Source organism: Lentzea nigeriaca (assembly GCF_016907955.1).
In the GTDB taxonomy this organism is placed as follows: Bacteria; Actinomycetota; Actinomycetes; order Mycobacteriales; family Pseudonocardiaceae; genus Lentzea; species Lentzea nigeriaca.
This window is the reverse complement of record NZ_JAFBCX010000002.1, coordinates 390027-405573: the sequence shown is the minus strand read 5'-3', so window position 1 is coordinate 405573 and position 15547 is coordinate 390027. Positions and strand designations below refer to the sequence as shown.

19 protein-coding genes and 1 tRNA gene are annotated in these 15547 nt (G+C 67.0%); 11 read left to right on the top strand and 9 right to left on the bottom strand.

The features are described from left to right. Positions 1-9: 9 nt before the first annotated feature. The 3 genes from JOD27_RS08285 to sp36 are packed head-to-tail and all read right to left on the bottom strand — an operon-like array spanning position 10 to position 1221. A complete protein-coding gene (locus JOD27_RS08285) occupies positions 10-612 on the bottom strand; it encodes a hypothetical protein (protein ID WP_204761527.1) in 603 nt (200 codons plus the stop codon). Position 613: 1 nt separating this feature from the next. After that, the gene (locus tag JOD27_RS08280; protein WP_204761526.1) at positions 614-1069 is read right to left on the bottom strand and encodes a RidA family protein; all 456 of its coding nucleotides are present in this window, start codon (positions 1067-1069) and stop codon (positions 614-616) included. Beyond that, positions 1066-1221 carry a Sp36 family protein gene (gene sp36 / locus JOD27_RS08275; RefSeq protein WP_086668176.1) on the bottom strand — a complete coding sequence of 52 codons (156 nt, stop codon included), beginning with the start codon at positions 1219-1221 and terminating at the stop codon, positions 1066-1068. The genes JOD27_RS08280 and sp36 overlap by 4 nt, the downstream gene beginning before the upstream one ends. Positions 1222-1289: 68 nt before the next feature. Here sp36 and JOD27_RS08270 point away from each other — a divergent pair, with 68 nt between their 5' ends. From JOD27_RS08270 to bagB, 3 genes are read left to right on the top strand one after another with little or no spacing between them, the layout of a single operon-like run. Continuing rightward, positions 1290-1541, top strand: coding sequence for a hypothetical protein (locus JOD27_RS08270; RefSeq protein ID WP_204761525.1), 252 nt, complete (start codon positions 1290-1292; stop codon positions 1539-1541). Positions 1542-1585: 44 nt separating this feature from the next. Then, entirely contained in the window at positions 1586-2578 is a 993-nt protein-coding gene (bagA, locus tag JOD27_RS08265) for an ATPase BagA (RefSeq protein ID WP_204761523.1), read from the top strand. After that, a complete protein-coding gene (bagB, locus tag JOD27_RS08260; protein WP_204761522.1) occupies positions 2575-3702 on the top strand; it encodes an ATPase BagB in 1128 nt (375 codons plus the stop codon). The genes bagA and bagB overlap by 4 nt, the downstream gene beginning before the upstream one ends. Positions 3703-3705: 3 nt before the next feature. Here bagB and JOD27_RS08255 read toward each other — a convergent pair whose 3' ends face one another. Next, positions 3706-3996: a WhiB family transcriptional regulator gene (locus tag JOD27_RS08255; protein ID WP_204761521.1), complete on the bottom strand. Its 291-nt coding sequence runs from the start codon at positions 3994-3996 to the stop codon at positions 3706-3708. Positions 3997-4234: 238 nt separating this feature from the next. Between JOD27_RS08255 and JOD27_RS08250 the strand changes: the two genes are divergently transcribed. Then, a complete protein-coding gene (locus JOD27_RS08250) occupies positions 4235-6688 on the top strand; it encodes a penicillin-binding protein (RefSeq protein ID WP_204761520.1) in 2454 nt (817 codons plus the stop codon). 3 nt (positions 6689-6691) lie between these two features. On the opposite strand, the gene JOD27_RS08245 is transcribed toward JOD27_RS08250, so the two are convergent. Next, positions 6692-7351, bottom strand: a complete 660-nt coding sequence (locus JOD27_RS08245) for a GntR family transcriptional regulator (RefSeq protein WP_204761519.1) — start codon at positions 7349-7351, stop codon at positions 6692-6694. Between the two features lie 52 nt (positions 7352-7403). On the opposite strand from JOD27_RS08245, the gene JOD27_RS08240 reads away from it, so the two are divergent. Continuing rightward, on the top strand, positions 7404-8120 hold the full coding sequence (locus tag JOD27_RS08240; protein ID WP_204761518.1) for a haloacid dehalogenase type II: 717 nt from the start codon (positions 7404-7406) through the stop codon (positions 8118-8120). Positions 8121-8161: 41 nt separating this feature from the next. On the opposite strand, the gene JOD27_RS08235 is transcribed toward JOD27_RS08240, so the two are convergent. Continuing rightward, positions 8162-8632 (bottom strand): GatB/YqeY domain-containing protein, encoded by a 471-nt coding sequence (locus tag JOD27_RS08235; protein WP_204761517.1) that lies wholly within the window; start codon positions 8630-8632, stop codon positions 8162-8164. A 68-nt stretch (positions 8633-8700) separates the two neighbouring features. Here JOD27_RS08235 and JOD27_RS08230 point away from each other — a divergent pair, with 68 nt between their 5' ends. Together JOD27_RS08230 and JOD27_RS08225 are read left to right on the top strand one after the other, a co-directional pair. After that, on the top strand, positions 8701-9654 hold the full coding sequence (locus JOD27_RS08230) for a metallophosphoesterase (protein ID WP_204761516.1): 954 nt from the start codon (positions 8701-8703) through the stop codon (positions 9652-9654). A 19-nt stretch (positions 9655-9673) separates the two neighbouring features. After that, positions 9674-9747, top strand: a tRNA-Pro gene (locus JOD27_RS08225). 389 nt (positions 9748-10136) lie between these two features. Here JOD27_RS08225 and JOD27_RS08220 read toward each other — a convergent pair. Next, positions 10137-10502, bottom strand: a complete 366-nt coding sequence (locus JOD27_RS08220) for a hypothetical protein (protein WP_204761515.1) — start codon at positions 10500-10502, stop codon at positions 10137-10139. A gap of 107 nt (positions 10503-10609) precedes the next feature. Continuing rightward, positions 10610-11800: a helix-turn-helix domain-containing protein gene (locus JOD27_RS08215; protein WP_307830003.1), complete on the bottom strand. Its 1191-nt coding sequence runs from the start codon at positions 11798-11800 to the stop codon at positions 10610-10612. Between the two features lie 293 nt (positions 11801-12093). On the opposite strand from JOD27_RS08215, the gene JOD27_RS08210 reads away from it, so the two are divergent. The 4 genes from JOD27_RS08210 to JOD27_RS08195 all read left to right on the top strand — a co-directional run bounded on the left by JOD27_RS08210 (position 12094) and on the right by JOD27_RS08195 (position 15032). Then, entirely contained in the window at positions 12094-13401 is a 1308-nt protein-coding gene (locus JOD27_RS08210) for a pentapeptide repeat-containing protein (protein WP_204761514.1), read from the top strand. A 366-nt stretch (positions 13402-13767) separates the two neighbouring features. Beyond that, a complete protein-coding gene (locus JOD27_RS08205; RefSeq protein ID WP_204761513.1) occupies positions 13768-14274 on the top strand; it encodes a universal stress protein in 507 nt (168 codons plus the stop codon). A gap of 225 nt (positions 14275-14499) precedes the next feature. Next, positions 14500-14718 (top strand): hypothetical protein, encoded by a 219-nt coding sequence (locus tag JOD27_RS08200; RefSeq protein WP_204761512.1) that lies wholly within the window; start codon positions 14500-14502, stop codon positions 14716-14718. A 17-nt stretch (positions 14719-14735) separates the two neighbouring features. Beyond that, positions 14736-15032, top strand: coding sequence for an antibiotic biosynthesis monooxygenase family protein (locus JOD27_RS08195; RefSeq protein ID WP_204761511.1), 297 nt, complete (start codon positions 14736-14738; stop codon positions 15030-15032). Here JOD27_RS08195 and JOD27_RS08190 read toward each other — a convergent pair. Continuing rightward, entirely contained in the window at positions 15025-15492 is a 468-nt protein-coding gene (locus tag JOD27_RS08190; protein WP_204761510.1) for a GAF domain-containing protein, read from the bottom strand. The two genes, JOD27_RS08195 and JOD27_RS08190, sit on opposite strands and share 8 nt — an antisense overlap. Between the last annotated feature and the right edge of the window lie 55 nt (positions 15493-15547).

Sequence of the window (15547 nt, the reverse complement as noted above, 5' to 3'; positions counted from 1 at the left end):
CAACTCTCCTTAGCTGAGCACCAGGTGCTCCTCGGACTCGGCGCCGGCGCACACCAGCTCCGATGCCGCCAGCGCCGCCCGGTGGTAGGGCGGCAGGTCCAGACCGGACGGCACGACCTCGACGCACGGGTCGTGTTCGCCCAACGCCCGCAGAACACGTTGCAACTCGCCGGTCAGCCTTGAGTGGCCGGTGGTGGCTGCGACCAGCAGGACGCGGTTGACCCCGGATGGGCCGATGCGCCAGCAGGAACGAACCTCACCGACCCCCTGCCGGCCTCGCAGCGTGGCACCGAGCACGACGGTCGCGGAATCCCCCATCGGCACCCGATCGGGTGACTCCGGGGAAAAGGTGTAGTCGGTGGGTGGCAGTTCGTCCAGCCCTTTGACCGAACTGACTGCACCAGGTTCGGCCCCGTAGGGCACCAGCGCGTCCTGCAAAAGGCGGAGCTCGTGGTCCGTCAGAGGGATGCGCCCGTGCAGCAGAGTGCGCGGCAGCGAGCGGGCTAGCACCGCATACGCGTCAGAAGCCGCCCAGTCCCGGTACCGCCAGAGCAGGTCGTCCGGGAGGCGTCCCGCGAGCCGCAGCAGCAGTTCGTGGCACGTGTCCGACATGTCACACCTCGACGATCAGTTCGATCTCGACTGGAGCGCCGATCGGCAGCTCGGCCACCCCCACGGCCGACCGGGCGTGCTTGCCCGCGTCGCCGAAGATCTCCCCGAGCAGCTCGGAGGCACCGTTCACGACGCCCGGCTGACCCGTGAAGCCCTCGGCAGAGGCCACGAAGCCAACAACCTTCACGATTCGCTTGATCGAGTCAACGCCGACGAGGTCGTGCACCGCCGCGAGCGCGTTGAGGATGCACGTCCTGGCATAGGCCTTCGCCTCCTCCGGCGAGACGTCCGCGCCGACCTTGCCGGTGGCGGGCAGCCGGCCGTCGACGAACGGCAGCTGGCCGGAGGTGAAGACGAGCGAGCCCGACTGGATCGCGGGCACGTAGGCGGCGAGCGGGGCGGCGACGCCGGGCAGCTCGATGCCGAGCTCCTTCAGGCGCGTGGACCAGCTGCTCATGCCTTCACCCGCTTCAAGTACGCGACGTGCTGCTCGCCGGTCGGGTTCGTCAGCACGGTGACCAGCTCCCAGCCGTCCTCGCCCCACTGGTCGAGGATCTGCTTCGTGGCGTGGATCAACAACGGCACGGTCGCGTACTCCCACTTCGTCATGCGCGGAGCCTAACGCGCCACCCGAACGCTCTATGCGCGGTTCCGGCCGTTCGGGCTACCTTGATCACATGGAGCCCTGGCGGATCATCGCCACCAGCCTTTTCGGGGTCGGTGGGCTGGTCATGGTGCTCGTGGCGATGGCGCAGGTGCGGGATCGCAAGCACAGCCAACGCTCGGACGTCGTGAAGACCGGGCTGATCGGGCTCGTGATCGTGGCGGTCATCACGCTCGGCATCGCGCTGTGGCTGCCCTCGGTCGTCGCGTGGGCGCTGGTCGCCGCGACCGCGATGGTCGTCTTCTTCATCACGATGGTGGATTGACCGACGAGTCCACCTTCGGCCGGTTTCACACATAGTCTGGATGTGTGACGTCGTGGACCGAGGAGCTGACCCGAGCCCGCCTGCACGTGGTCTCCGGCAAGGGCGGCACCGGGAAGACCACGATCGCCGCCGCGCTGGCCCTGGCGCTGGCCACCGGCGGACGGCGGGTGCTGCTGATCGAGGTCGAGGGCAGGCAGGGCATCGCCCAGCTGTTCGACCGGGCTCCGCTGCCCTACGCCGAGGAACGGATCGCGTCCGCTCCCGGCGGCGGTGAGGTGCACGCGCTCGCGATCGACGCGGAAGCCGCGCTCCTCGAGTACCTGGCGATGTTCTACAACCTCGGTTTCGCGGGCCGCACGCTGCGCAAGATGGGCGCCATCGAGTTCGCCACCACGCTCGCCCCCGGCCTGCGGGACGTCCTGCTGACGGGCAAGGTCAAGGAGTGCGTGAACCGGACCGGCTCGGACGGCCGCCACCTCTACGACGCGGTGGTGCTGGACGCGCCGCCGACCGGGCGCGTGGTCAAGTTCCTGGACGTCACGAAGGCCATGGCCGACCTCGCCAAGGTCGGGCCGATCAAGGGGCAGAGCGAGGGCGTGGTGCGGCTGCTGCATTCCGGTGACACCGCGGTGCACCTGGTGGCGCTGCTGGAGGAGATGCCGGTGCGCGAGACCCTGGACGCGGTGGCCGAACTGGACGCCGCGGACCTGCGACCGGGTGCGGTGCTGGTCAACCGGGTCAGCCCGGCCCGGCTGCCGGCCCGTTCCGTCTCGGTGGCCGCCGAGGGCAGGGTCGACGCGGCACGGGTGCGCGCGGGACTCACCGCCGCCGGGCTCGACCTCGACGAGTTCACCTTCGAGGGTTTGGTCGACGAGACGGTGGAGCACGCGATCCGGGTGCAGTCGGAACAGGAGGCGATGGAGCTGCTCAGCCACTCGGACCTGCCGACGTTCGAGCTGCCGGAGCTGACGGACGGGGTGGACGTGGCCGCGCTGTACGAGCTGGCCGAGGTGCTGGTCGCGGCAGGTGTGCGGTGACCGCCAGGCTCGAGTTCGACCCGTTGCTGGACGACCCGGCGACCCGCGTGCTGGTGTGCTGCGGCTCCGGGGGTGTCGGCAAGACGACCACGGCGGCGGCGCTGGCGTTGCGCGCGGCGGAACGCGGCAGGCGCGTCGTCGTGCTGACGATCGACCCGGCCAGGAGGCTCGCGCAGTCGCTGGGCCTGCGGGAACTGGACAACCACCCGCGTGAGGTCGTCGTCGAGGGCTTCGAGCCCAAGGGCGAGCTGTTCGCGATGATGCTCGACATGCGTCGCACGTTCGACGACATGGTGCTGACCCACGCGGGCCGCGACCGGGCCGACCAGATCCTGTCGAACCCCTTCTACCAGACCATTTCCTCGTCCTTCTCCGGCACGCAGGAGTACATGGCGATGGAGAAGTTGGGCCAGCTGGTCGCCCAGGACGAGTGGGACCTGATCATCGTCGACACCCCGCCGTCGCGGTCGGCGCTCGACTTCCTGGACGCGCCGCAGCGGCTCTCGACGGTTCTCGACGGCAAGTTCATCCGGATGCTCTCGGCACCCGCGCGGGCGAGCGGGCGTGGGCTGCTCAAGATCGTCGGAACCGGTTTCAGCCTTTTCACGCGCGCGGTGTCCACGATCGTCGGCGGCCAGCTGCTGCAGGACGCGTCGACGTTCGTGCAGGCGTTCGACAGCATGTTCGGCGGGTTCCGCGAACGCGCGCAGCGCACGTACGAGCTGCTCCGCTCACCGGGCACCGGCTTCGTGGTGGTCGCGGCGGCGGAACCGGACGCGTTGCGCGAGGCCAGCTACTTCGTCGAGCGGCTCAGTGCCGAGAACATGCCGTTGTGCGGGCTCGTCGCGAACAGGACGCATCCCGTGATCGCGACGGACCTGCCGGCGGCGAAGGCCCTCGCGGCAGCGGACGATCTCGACCGCTCCGGTGAGGCACCTCTCGCCGCGGCAGTGCTCAGGCTGCACGCGGACCGGGTCGCAGTCGCCGATCGGGAACGGCGGCTGCTGGCCCGGTTCACGCGAGCTCACCCCGGTGTGGCGCTGGTCGGCGTGCCCGCGTTGCCCGCGGACGTGCACGACCTCGACGGCCTCCGAGAGATAGGTCGGCGCCTGGCCGGGGAGTAGCCCTTATCCCACTCGGGTGTCTTCGAGGTGCTCCTGACGTGCGTTGTCGAGCAGTTCGAACCACGACTCCACGTCAGGCCGGCGACGCAGCAGAGCACGGCGTTCGCGCTCGGTCATGCCTCCCCAGACCCCGAACTCGATCCTGTTGTCCAGCGCTTCGGCCAGGCATTCCATGCGAACTGGGCAACCCAGGCACACGAGCTTCGCCTTGCGCTGCTCCGCACCACGAACGAAGAGCTGGTCCGGCTCCTCATCACGGCACGAAGCGTTGATACGCCAATCCCCCTGGTTCATATCCCCCACTCCTCAGTGCTGTCCAAATGTGGAAAATCCGCCACACCCCTGCCACGGATGCCGTAGCGTTCGAGCCACGGCTGCATTCCTTGGACGTTGACGGACTGTAGAGCCTTCCGGTTCCATGTCCAACCCTGGGTCACCCGACTGTTACCTGTCTTGCGTATCTCTACTCATGCTGAGTAACGGCCCTTACTGATCACCTTCACCCGTTCGTGTACGGCGTACGCTGACCTGCGTGCGAGTCAGGAATGGCGTGCTCAAGATGCTCGGCCTGTGCCTGCTGGCTGGGGTTCTCCTCGCCGGCATGCTGTTCCCAGTCGTGGGCGCGACGGGCCTCGTGTCCAACCGCGCCAGCGACACCGTGGACAGCATCTCCGCCGACCTCGTGACCACGGATCCCCCATTGATCACCACGGTCACCGACAAGGACGGGCAGCCGATCGCCTACCTGTTCGACCAGTACAGAGTCCTGACGCCGCCCGAGAAGATCTCGCCGACGATGAAGGCGGCGCTGATCTCGGTCGAGGACCGCCGGTTCTACGAGCACCAGGGCGTCGACTGGAAGGGCACCATCCGCGCCGGTCTGACGAACCAGGTCAGCGGCTCGGTCTCGCAGGGCGCGTCCACGCTGACCCAGCAGTACGTCAAGAACTACCTGGTCCACGTCGTGGCGCGGAACAACAAGCTGGAGCAGGCCAAGGCCCAGGAGCAGACCATCGCGCGCAAGATGCGCGAGGCCCGGATCTCGTTGCAGCTCGAGCGAAAGCTCGGCAAGGAGGAGATCCTCGCCAGGTACCTGAACGTCGTTCCTTTTGGTTCCACCATTTACGGCATCGCGGCCGCGGCCCAGGCTTACTTCGGCACCACGCCCGACAAGTTGACGGTTCCTCAGGCCGCGATGCTCGCAGGAATGGTCAACAGCCCGTCAGCGCTCGACCCCGAAGCGTATCCGGACAAAGCGCTGGAGCGGCGCAACAAAGTGATCGACAGGATGGTCGAGAACGACAAGCTCTCGCGTGATGCCGGTGAGGCCGCGAAGAAGGAAGGCCTCGGACTGCAGAACCCGGTTCGAACGCCACCGAACGGTTGTGTGGGCGCCGGTCCGGAAAACGGTTTCTTCTGCTCGTACGTCGTGAACTACTTGCAACGCGCGGGTTTCAGCGAAGAGCAGTTGCGCACCGGCGGCTACACCATTCAGACCACTTTGGACCGATCGGTCACCTCGCAGGCGAAGGCGGCGGCCGAGGCAGGGGTGTCCAAGAGCATCGACGGCATCGCGAACACGATGGCGGTCGTCAAGCCGGGCAAGGAACGTCACGAGGTGCTGGCGCTGGTCGCGAACCGCGACTACGGCCTGAAGGCCGAGCAGCACCAGACGACGTTCGACCTGCCGAGCGGAGTGGAGAACAAGTTCGGCGCCGGCTCGGTCTACAAGGTCTTCACCGCCGCCGCGGCGCTCGAGAAGGGCATGGGCATCGAGAACGTCATGGCGACGCCGACCCACCACGTCTCGCGGGTCTTCAAGGGTGGTGCGCAGCGCTGTCCGAGCACCGGTGAGCCCGGCACCCGCTGGTACTGCCTGTCCAACTTCGACGGCAGCTATCCGTCCTCGATGACGTTGCAGCAGGCCCTCGCGACGTCGCCGAACACCGGCTTCGTCATCCTGGAGGAGCAGACCGGCATGGACGCGGTCGTCGACATGGCGTCGCGGCTCGGCATGCGCGAGACGATGGCGACGAACCTGCAGGGCACCAGGCCGGACCCGAAGGCCAAGGACAAGCAGAACCGCATCTCGCAGACCGAGTTCTACAAGCAGAACGGCGGCAACGCGTCGTTCACGCTGTCGCCGGCGCCGGTGTCCACTCTGGAGCTCGCGAACGTCGCGGCGACCATCGTGAGCAGTGGCAAGTGGTGCCCGCCGACGCCGATCGCCAAGGTGCAGGACCGCAACGGCAAGCCCGTGCCGGTCAACGAGGCGCCGTGCGAGCAGGTCGTGGCGGAAGGGCTCGCGAACGGTCTCGCCGTCGGCATGAGCAAGGACGACCAGGGCAACGGCACCGCCGCCGCGGCCGCCCGCGCCGCCAAGTGGACCCGCCCGATGATCGCCAAGACGGGCACCACCGAGGAGTACAAGTCGGCGGCGTTCATCGGCGCGACCCCGGACTTCGCCGGCGCCGTGCAGGTGTTCAACGACGGCACCTCGCCGCGCCCGATCTGCCTGGCCGGCGCGGGCGCGCCGCGGTTGTGCGCCAACGGCAACATCTTCGGCGGCACGATCCCCGCCAAGACGTGGTTCGACACCATGACGAAGGTGCACGGGTCGTTGCCGGTGTCGCAGCTGCCACCGGTCGAGCCGCGCTACCTCAAGGGCGGCAAGGAGATTCAGATCCCCGACGTCGTGGGCCGTCAGGTCAACGACGCGGTGCGGATCCTGGAGCAGGCCGGCTACAAGGCGAGCCAGCAGACGGTCAACTCCGACCAGCCGAAGGGGACGGTCGTGAGCCAGTCGCCGCGCGGCAACGCGTTGCGCGGCACGATCATCACGCTCTCGGTGAGCTCGGGTTACGTGCCACCGCCGGTGGCGACCGATCCGTCGACCGGCAACCCCAACCCGCCGCCGCCCACCCAGGGCAACCCGCACGAACCGCCGCCGATCACGCTGCCGACCGACCCCGGCGAACCCAGATAGGTCCTACCCGCGAGCGTCGAGCAGCTGCTCGAGCTGCTCGACGCTCGTGTCGATGTGCGCTCTGATCTCGGCGACCGCCCGGTCGCGGTCGCCGACACGGATGGCGTCGAGGATGAGCCGGTGCTGGGCGACGACCTCGTCCGGTGTCTCCGACTTCGAGAGCACCGTGAGGTAGAAGCGCAGTTCCTTGGTCAGCGCCGCGTAGAACTCGTCGAGCCTCGTGCTGTCCAGCACCGCCACGATCGCCTGGTGGAAGGCCAGATCGCGGTCGACGATCGCGCGGACTTCGCCGGTGCTCGCGGCTTCGCACAGCTCCTCGAACGCCTCGGTGATCGCGTCGAGCTGCTCGGGGCGCGGCGTGCGGGCGGCCGCGGCCGTCTCAAGGCGTTCGCGGGCGGTGTAGAGGGCCTCGACGACCTCCGGCGTGGGCGCGATGACGACGGCGCCGCGGTTGACCTCGTAGCGAACCAGGCCGGTCAGCTCGAGGATCCTGACGGCTTCGCGGATGGTGTTGCGCGCGACGCCCAGCTCGGCCGCGATCGCGCTCTCCCTGAGCCTGTGACCAGGGCCGAAGGCGCCAGCCATGATCCGTTCGGCGAGGCCGTCGGCCAGCTGCTGGGCCGTGGTGGTGCGGCGCACTTCGAGGCCGTCAAGGGCTGACATGCGACCAGTTTACTCGGTTGCCCTACAGTTGAACTGTACTACAGTTTCGGTTATGGACCTGACGAAGTTCCAGGCACTCAGCTTCGACTGCTACGGCACGCTCATCGACTGGGAGACCGGCATCGCCGCGGTGCTCTCACCGTGGGCGCGCGAACAGGGCCTCGACCTCACCGACGAGGAGCTGCTGCTGGCCTACGGCGATCAGGAGGCCGCGGTCGAGGCGGAGACGCCGGCCGCGCTGTACCCCGAGGTGCTGGCCGCCGCGTTCCGACGCACCGGGACCGCGCTCGGGCGCGAGGTGAGCGAGGAGTGGGCCGAGCGACTGGGCGGCTCGGTGCCGGACTGGCCGGCGTTTCCCGACTCCGCGGATGCGTTGGCACGACTGGCCAAGCACTACCGGTTGATCATTCTGTCCAATGTGCACCGCGACGGGTTCGCGGGCAGCAACCGGCACCTGCGCGGGGACTTCGCGGCGATCATCACCGCGGAGGACGTCGGCGCGTACAAGCCGGCCGAGAACCACTTCCGGGCGTTGGACGTGAAGCTCGGCGAGCTGGGCGTGGAGCGTTCGGCGCTGCTGCACGTGGCACAGAGCCTGTTCCACGACCACGTTCCGGCCAAGCGGGAGGGCCTGCCGTCGGTGTGGATCAACCGGCGGCGCGACAAGCCGGGCTGGGGCGCGACGCCACAGCCGTCCGGCGAGTACAGCTACGACCTCGAGTTCGGGTCGATGGGCGAGTTCGCGGACGCGGTCGAGCGGGCGTTCTAGAAAGTGGGGTGCCGCAGCGGGTTCGCCGCTGCGGCACGTCGTCAGTTCGTGAGCTTGGCCTTCACCGCGGCGGCGACACGGCCACCCTCGGCACGTCCGGCGACTTCGGCGTTGACGGCCTTCATGACCTGGCCCATCTGCTTCGGCCCCGGCGTCTCACCGAGCTGCGCGGCGACGGCCTCGACAGCCTTGTCCACAATGGACTTCAGCTCGGCGTCGTCGAGCTGGGCGGGGAGGTAGGCCTCCAGCACGGCGAGCTCCTTGCGCTCGAGCTCCGCCTGCTCGGCACGACCGGCGCCGGCGAACGCCTCCGCGGCCTCCTTGCGCTTCTTCGCCTCGCGCGTGAGGACCTTCACGACCTCGTCGTCACTCAGCTCGCGAGCCTGCTTGCCCGCGACCTCTTCGTTCGTGACCGCCGTGAGCGCCATGCGCAATGCACCGGCCGTGACCGTCTCCCTGGCCTTCATGGCCGCAGTCAGGTCGTTCTGCAGCCGCGTCTTCAACTCCGCCATGGCGCAGAACGGTACCGCCCGCAGGATGCCGCGCCGATCGAGTTAACCCTCTTCCGTACCCTTGACACGTGAACAAGCTCGGCCGCGCACTCCTCGCCACGACCGCACTCGGCGCAGCAACCGTCGCGTACGCGGCGGGAATCGAGAGAAGGCACTGGACCCTGCGCACGGCCACCGTGCCGGTTCTGTCGCCGGGAGCCAAGCCGATTCGTGTGCTGCACATCTCAGACCTGCACATGACGCCGAACCAGGTCTCGAAGCAGCGCTGGATTGCGGCGCTCGCGGATCTGAACCCCGACCTGGTCGTCAACACGGGCGACAACCTCGCGCACAAGGACGCCGTCCCCGCCGTACTGCGCGCGCTCGGCCCGCTGCTCGACCGTCCGGGCGTGTTCGTTTTCGGCAGCAACGACTACTACGCGCCGAGGCCCAAGAACCCCGTGCGCTACCTGCTGCCGTCCTCCAAGACCAAGCGCATCCACGGCGTGACCCTGCCGTGGCGCGACCTCCGCGCCGGCATGGTCGAGCGCGGCTGGGAAGACCTGACCCACGTGCGCCGCACCCTGACGGTGAACGGCCAGACGATCTTCTGCGCGGGCCTCGACGACCCCCACCTCAAACGCGACCGCTACGCCGACATCGCGGGCACCCCCGACCCCAACGCCGTCCTGCGCCTGGGAGTCACCCACTCGCCCGAACCGCGCGTGCTCGACCCGTTCGCCGCCGACGGCTACGACTTCGTGATGGCCGGCCACACCCACGGCGGCCAACTGCGCGTGCCGTTCTACGGCGCCCTGGTGACCAACTGCGAACTGGACCGCGGTCGCGCCCGCGGCGTTTCGCGGTGGGGCTCGCACATGTGGATGAACGTGTCCGCCGGGATGGGCACTTCACCTTACGCGCCGGTGCGGTTCTGCTGCCCTCCGGAGGCTTCCCTCCTGACCTTGGTTCCGCGGCCCGTTACGCCTGGTCAGGGGCGAAATGAGGGGGCCCGATTCGGTGCTGGAGCGGACATGATGTAGAGTTCTACTCGTTCCCAGCCGGGGTGTGGCGCAGCTTGGTAGCGCGCTTCGTTCGGGACGAAGAGGTCGCAGGTTCAAATCCTGTCACCCCGATGTAGATAGATGCACATCAGTCCCTGTCCACAGTAGATGTGGACAGGGACTGATGTGTGTTTCAGGGCCCTTTCAGGCCGCCTTGGGAGAAATTGGGGAGAACAACTCCCCCGTCGCGCTCGTTGCGCCACCCGGCCAACTGCCGCCCAATGTCGCGTTCGAGCGTCGTCGGCCGGAAATCCTTCGGCACCTCGGCTTTACCTCTTGTCAATCGCGTCCCGTGCATTTCGGGCACCGCTGACGGTCTGCGGGAGATCGAGGAACAGGCACGCAAACCGCGCCGCACGCGGCGAACCACAGTGGTATCCCGTTGAAGAGAATCCGTGGCGCGTCCGGGGCGATGACATGCATGAGCGGACGGAAGACTCCTGCCCCGAACTGGCGCTGAGCTATGGCGTCCACAGCTTTGGTACCGCGCCGATGACCAGCGTTGGCGCGAGCGGTGCGCCCGGCGAGGGAAGCGTCAGTAGCTCGTGGACGACCTCAGCAAGGGTGCCGCCTCGCTCCCACACGATCGAGGGCGCTGTGTGCTTGTCGGCGGGGACGCGGATGCGTAGGCCGAGTGCGTCGGTCTCATCGCGGACACGGATGCAGTCGCGCCATCCCGCCGGCCAAATCCTCGCGCCGTCGAGTTCGGCATCGGGATCGCCCGGGTTCTTGACCGGAAGGAACTTCCAACCCGCCTCGCGGATGAGGATCAGGTGTTGGAGGCTGGGAAAGAGCTTCACAGCCTGGGCGTCGGTGAGCGGGTTCATGACCCACCCACCGCTATGCCATCCGTACTTGTGATCAACCGCATGCTCGGACCGTAGGAACGGTGGCTCGCGATCTTTTGCCTGTGTGGCAAAGCCCCCCGAACGGGTTACACGTGCAGGCCAGCGCGGTAGGCCATGCCTCGAAGCTCTCGGCCGACGCTGTCCCGCTTCGTTTTGGTCAGAAGCTCAGCCAGGACCGACCGCATGAACGGGTGGCGGTGAATCCGCGTCGGTGAGATCTCTTCGGCTCGCCGCAACATCATCACTGCATCGTTGGTTCGTCGCGGCAAGTGCGCCAGCGCGCGGCCGTACTCCCGGAAGTACGCCGATCGCCGCGTTGGTGAGGGCAGCGCATCAGGATGGACTGTCGTGGCAATCCGCGCAGCCTCCGCGTATTCACCGGCTTCAAGTGCCACAGACATCTGCCATACGCCGACGTTGCTCGGGCCGAACCCGAACCACAACGCGTTGCCTTCACCTGTGTGAGCTGCGAGATCAGCGGCGTGATCAAGCGCGGCCGATCGCTCGGATTCGTTCCCACGAGCCGCAGCAACAAGCGAAGAGGTGAGCGAGAGCATCCCTGCTGCGTGCATCGACTCGGGCGTTGCCGTGCCCGGATCGGCCGTCGACACGGCCCGCGAAGCGAGGTCGAACGCACCGGCGCCTATCAGCCCGAAAGCAGTGCCGAAAGCGCTCACGGCGAGGGTCAGCCGATCGTCCACCTGTTCAGCAGCACCCTTGGCCAGTGCCGCCGCCTGCCAGGCAAGATCGAGGTTGGCTCCGACATCCATCAACCATGCTTGCGTCCCTTGCACGTGCGTCAAGGCAAGGAGCTTGAGCAACGTCGCGACATCATGACCGGCGCCCAGCGTGGTGTGCAGGTCACGGATCAAGCCGGGCAATGCCTGCCCGACCTCGACGGCCTTGCAATCCTTCTGATCGTCCAGCAGCTCGGTCACGCGAACTCGGAGACCGTCGATCGGCACGACCTCGCCTGCGGGCTCGCCCATGCTTACCGCGAGCAGTGCGAGCCGGACGCCGTTCAGCGATCGATCCTCGTCCGAGCTGCCTGGCGCTGCCAGCGCGGCGCCTGTGATCTCGCTCGGAGCCACCTCCAACGCGTTCGCGAGCGCCACGACGAGCGAGCGGCGGTCGAGCGCCCGTTCCCCGTTCTCCAACCGCGAAAGGTAGGAGGCCGAGATGCCGGCGCGTTGAGCGATGACCGTCAGCGACTTTCTGCGGGCATTGCGGATCAGCCGCAGTTGGTGGCCCGCTCCGTCCATCACGTGGTTCGTCACAGCAGCACCCCCGTAGCTGGTGTCGACCGCCGGAAACGCCTTGTCACCAGGGTAGCCGCGGAACTGATCTCGCCGACAACTCGGTACGCGTGCATCAGCGGCGACCTTGTAGTTGTAGCGGAGCGATGACCTTTAGCGACCGTACAAGGGTGACCGTCTCTGAACCTGCTCAGTCCAGTCTGCGACGCTTCCAGGAGCGGCTACGTCGCCCGGTCTCACAGCGGCGGAACCGACGAGAGTTGCCAGGAACGTCTTGGCGGGCGCTGCTGTTGATCGTCGCGCCGGTGATTGTCATGACCACGCTGGCAGTGTTGGTGTTCGTACTGGTGTTGAACACCGCCTCATCAACAGAGCGGCTGGACCTGATCCGCACAGCGTTGGCGGTCGGAGCAGGAACCGGTGCGGTAATGACCCTGGTGCTTGCATGGCGGCGGCAGTGGGCCACCGAGCACGACGCCGCCGAACGCCGCCTCACTGAGTTGTACGTCAAAGCGGTGGAACAGTTGGGGTCTGACAAGGCGGCCGTGCGACATGGCGCGATGTATGCACTGGAGCGAGTCGCTCAGGACAACCCCGATCACCGGCAGACCGTCGTCAACGTGATCTGCGCTTATCTGCGCGCTCCTTACACGCCGCCCTCGGAAAAAACGGGCATCCGCAAACCAGGCGCGATCGGTGGGTCGCTGCGAGCCACACCAGCCCGTCGTGTCGCTGCCGCTGCGGCGGCCGCCCGTCGTGCGGCAGCTACGCCATCTGTGGCCGTCATCCGGGACGATGACCGGCGTCAGGAACGCGAAGTCCGTCTTACCGCCCAACGCATCCTGGCCCGCCACCTACATCCGGGTGACACCCCTCGACGTCCCGTCCGCTCTTTTTGGGCCGACATCGACCTCGACCTCACCGGCGCCTACCTCATCGACTTCGATCTCGTCGGCTGCAGGGCCCGCACGACCCGGTTCAACGGCGCGACCTTCACCGGGGACGCCTCGTTCCGCGACACGACCTTCACCGGGGACGCCTTGTTCCGCGACACGACCTTCACCGGGGACGCCTCGTTCAGCGACGCCACGTTCACCGGGGACGTCTCGTTCAGCGACGCCGCCTTCACCAGGAGCGCCTGGTTCAACGGCGCCTCTTTCACCAGGGACGCCTGGTTCCTCGGCGCCACCTTCATCGCGGACGCCTTGTTCAGCGATGCCACCTTCACCGGGGACGCCTTGTTCTTCGACGCCACCTTCACCACGACCGCCTGGTGCAACGGCGCCACCTTCACCAGGGACGCCTTGTTCAACGGCGCCACCTTCACCGGGGACGTCTGGTTCAGCGACATGACCTTCACCGGGGACGCCTCGTTCCGCGACACGACCTTCACCGGGGACGCCTCGTTCCGCGACACGACCTTCACCGGGACCGCCCGGTTCAGCGACGCGCAGTTTGCGGTCCCGCCGATCATGTCGGGAGCATCGGTGCGCGACAGTGATCAAAACCAATTTACCGACATGGACTGGCCTGCTGGATGGACCACATGCAAGGTGTCAGTCGATGGGGGTGCCGAGCAGCTCCAACTTGTACCGGTTCCCATAGTCCTGGCGGCCGACTGATCCACGATGTGTGCGATCCTGGGAGAATCGGGGAGAAGAACCTCCGACAAGGGGGCTCTCGGTACCCACTCAAACCAACGGCAACCAATGTCTTGACCAGCAGGTATGCGCGGCACGGCAGATCAGCGAGGCCGCCGGACTTAGTTCGGACGAAGAGGTCGCAGGTTCAAATCCTGTCACCCCGATTAAAAATCGGGCCGATTCCATGGTGCAGTGGAATCGGCCCGATTTTTGTTTTCTCCGGTGATCGGTCGCCACACGCTCATCTGGCCGTCCCACTCCCGTTCGTGCCAGTCTGGTAGGTCGACAGCACGTGCACCGGCGGAAGGCGGTGTGGTGGGCGTGACAGAGTCCCAAGAACGAAGAGTGACGTTGTCCACCGGTCAGAGTGGTGCGCCGGCCGGGGCCGCCGTGCTGGTGGTCGGGTTCGACGATCAGGCCGCCAGCCTCGCCGCGCTGCGCACCGCGGCTGATCTCGCTCGCCGTCTGCACGCGGACCTGCACGTGGTGCACGGCGTCGACCTGCGCGACTACCCCGTCGATCCGGATTCGGATGCCGAGGTCTGGGAGGGTCATGCGCGCGCGGCACTTGAGCACCTGCACGTGAAGGTCGCGGAGGCGCTCGCCGACCATCCGGGTGCCTGGACCTATCACGCGTGGAGCGGCAATCCGGTGCGGTTGCTGGCCTCCGTGGCTGACGAGCAGCAGGCGCTGATGATCGTGGTGGGCACGCACCGGCACCGGTCGCTGGCTCGGATGATGCGGGGGTCGGTCAGCCGTGGGGTGACGAGGTCCGCGCACCGGCCGGTGTTGCTGGTCGCCGATGCCGAAAGTCCCGCCCGGCTCGGAAAAGGTCACCGATCGTTCGGATAAGCCACTCGATCGTGTGGTGGGGCTCGACACGAGCGGGCCGCAGCGGTCACGGTGGATCCATGACGCAGTGCCACCGTTCTGAACCAAACTATACGGAACTCGTCTGTGGCGTTAAGCCATACGGGTGAGGGTTGAAGATTCAACTCACGGCCCGTAACGGCTGTCTAGATCCAAACGACGTAGGCAGTGGTTCGGCACTCATTGAAATAGTCGGGAGATGCAGTGATGGAATCCGTCGCCGCCAAACCTGCGCACAAGTCGTGGATCGTGCACACAGCAAGGGTCATCGTGGTCCTGCAGTCGCTGGCGATCGTCTACATGCTCACGTCGGGCTGGGTGACGGCCGCGGTGGCCGCCGGCTTCCTCGTGATCGTGGCCTCGGTCAAGGTTTTGTCGCGGGCTTCGCGGCAGGTCGACCAGATCTTCGAGGAAGAGCTCGGCTGAGACCTACCATCGGACGCATGCTGACTCGTGTGTCCGAAGCGCTCGTGAAGCCGGGGCGGGAGCAGGAGTTCGTCGAGCGGGTGCTGGACCTCGTCAGGACCTTCCCCGAGAAGTACGACGGCCTGCTCGGGCACGAAGTGGTCGTCGACGTGCAGGACCCGCGGCGGGTGCAGTACGTGAGCCGGTGGCGGGACGAGCAGTCGCTCGAGGGTTACGCCGGCGAGAACTGGCGCACCGATCCGGTGACGTTCCCGGACGAGGACGAGTACCTGCAGCAGCCGCTCACACTGCGGCACTTCCACGTCGTCAGTTGAAGAAGCCCCTCGCGGGCAGACCTTCCGGGAAGCGTTCCAGAGCTTCCCCCGCGACCAGGGCCAGAGATTCCAGCAGCTCGATCTCCGCGGGAGTCGCGGCGTGCGGAATGGCCCAGTAACAACCGATGGCGCCGATTGGTTCTGGGCGCAGAATGGGTGCCATCAGCAAACTGCGGACGAACGTCGGCCGATAGGCTTCTTGAGGAATCCTCGAATCGAAGCGGATGTCCCTGATCGCCACGGTTTGGCGGTTCAACATCGCCCAGCCGCTGATGCAGTTCGCGGCCGGGAAGCGCTGGCCCTTCCACAGCGGACTCATCGAGTCCTCGTCCGCGTAGTAGCAGAGATCGCCGTCGAGCAGCACCAACGTCGCGCCGTGCGCTGCCAGCGAGGAACGGGCCGTGGTGCGCACGATCCGTTGGACTTCCTCCAACGTGCCAGCCTCGGCCAGGCGATCCATTGTTTCGGACATGCACCAACGTTAACTCGCACGAGGCCGCTGGCCTAGATATTCC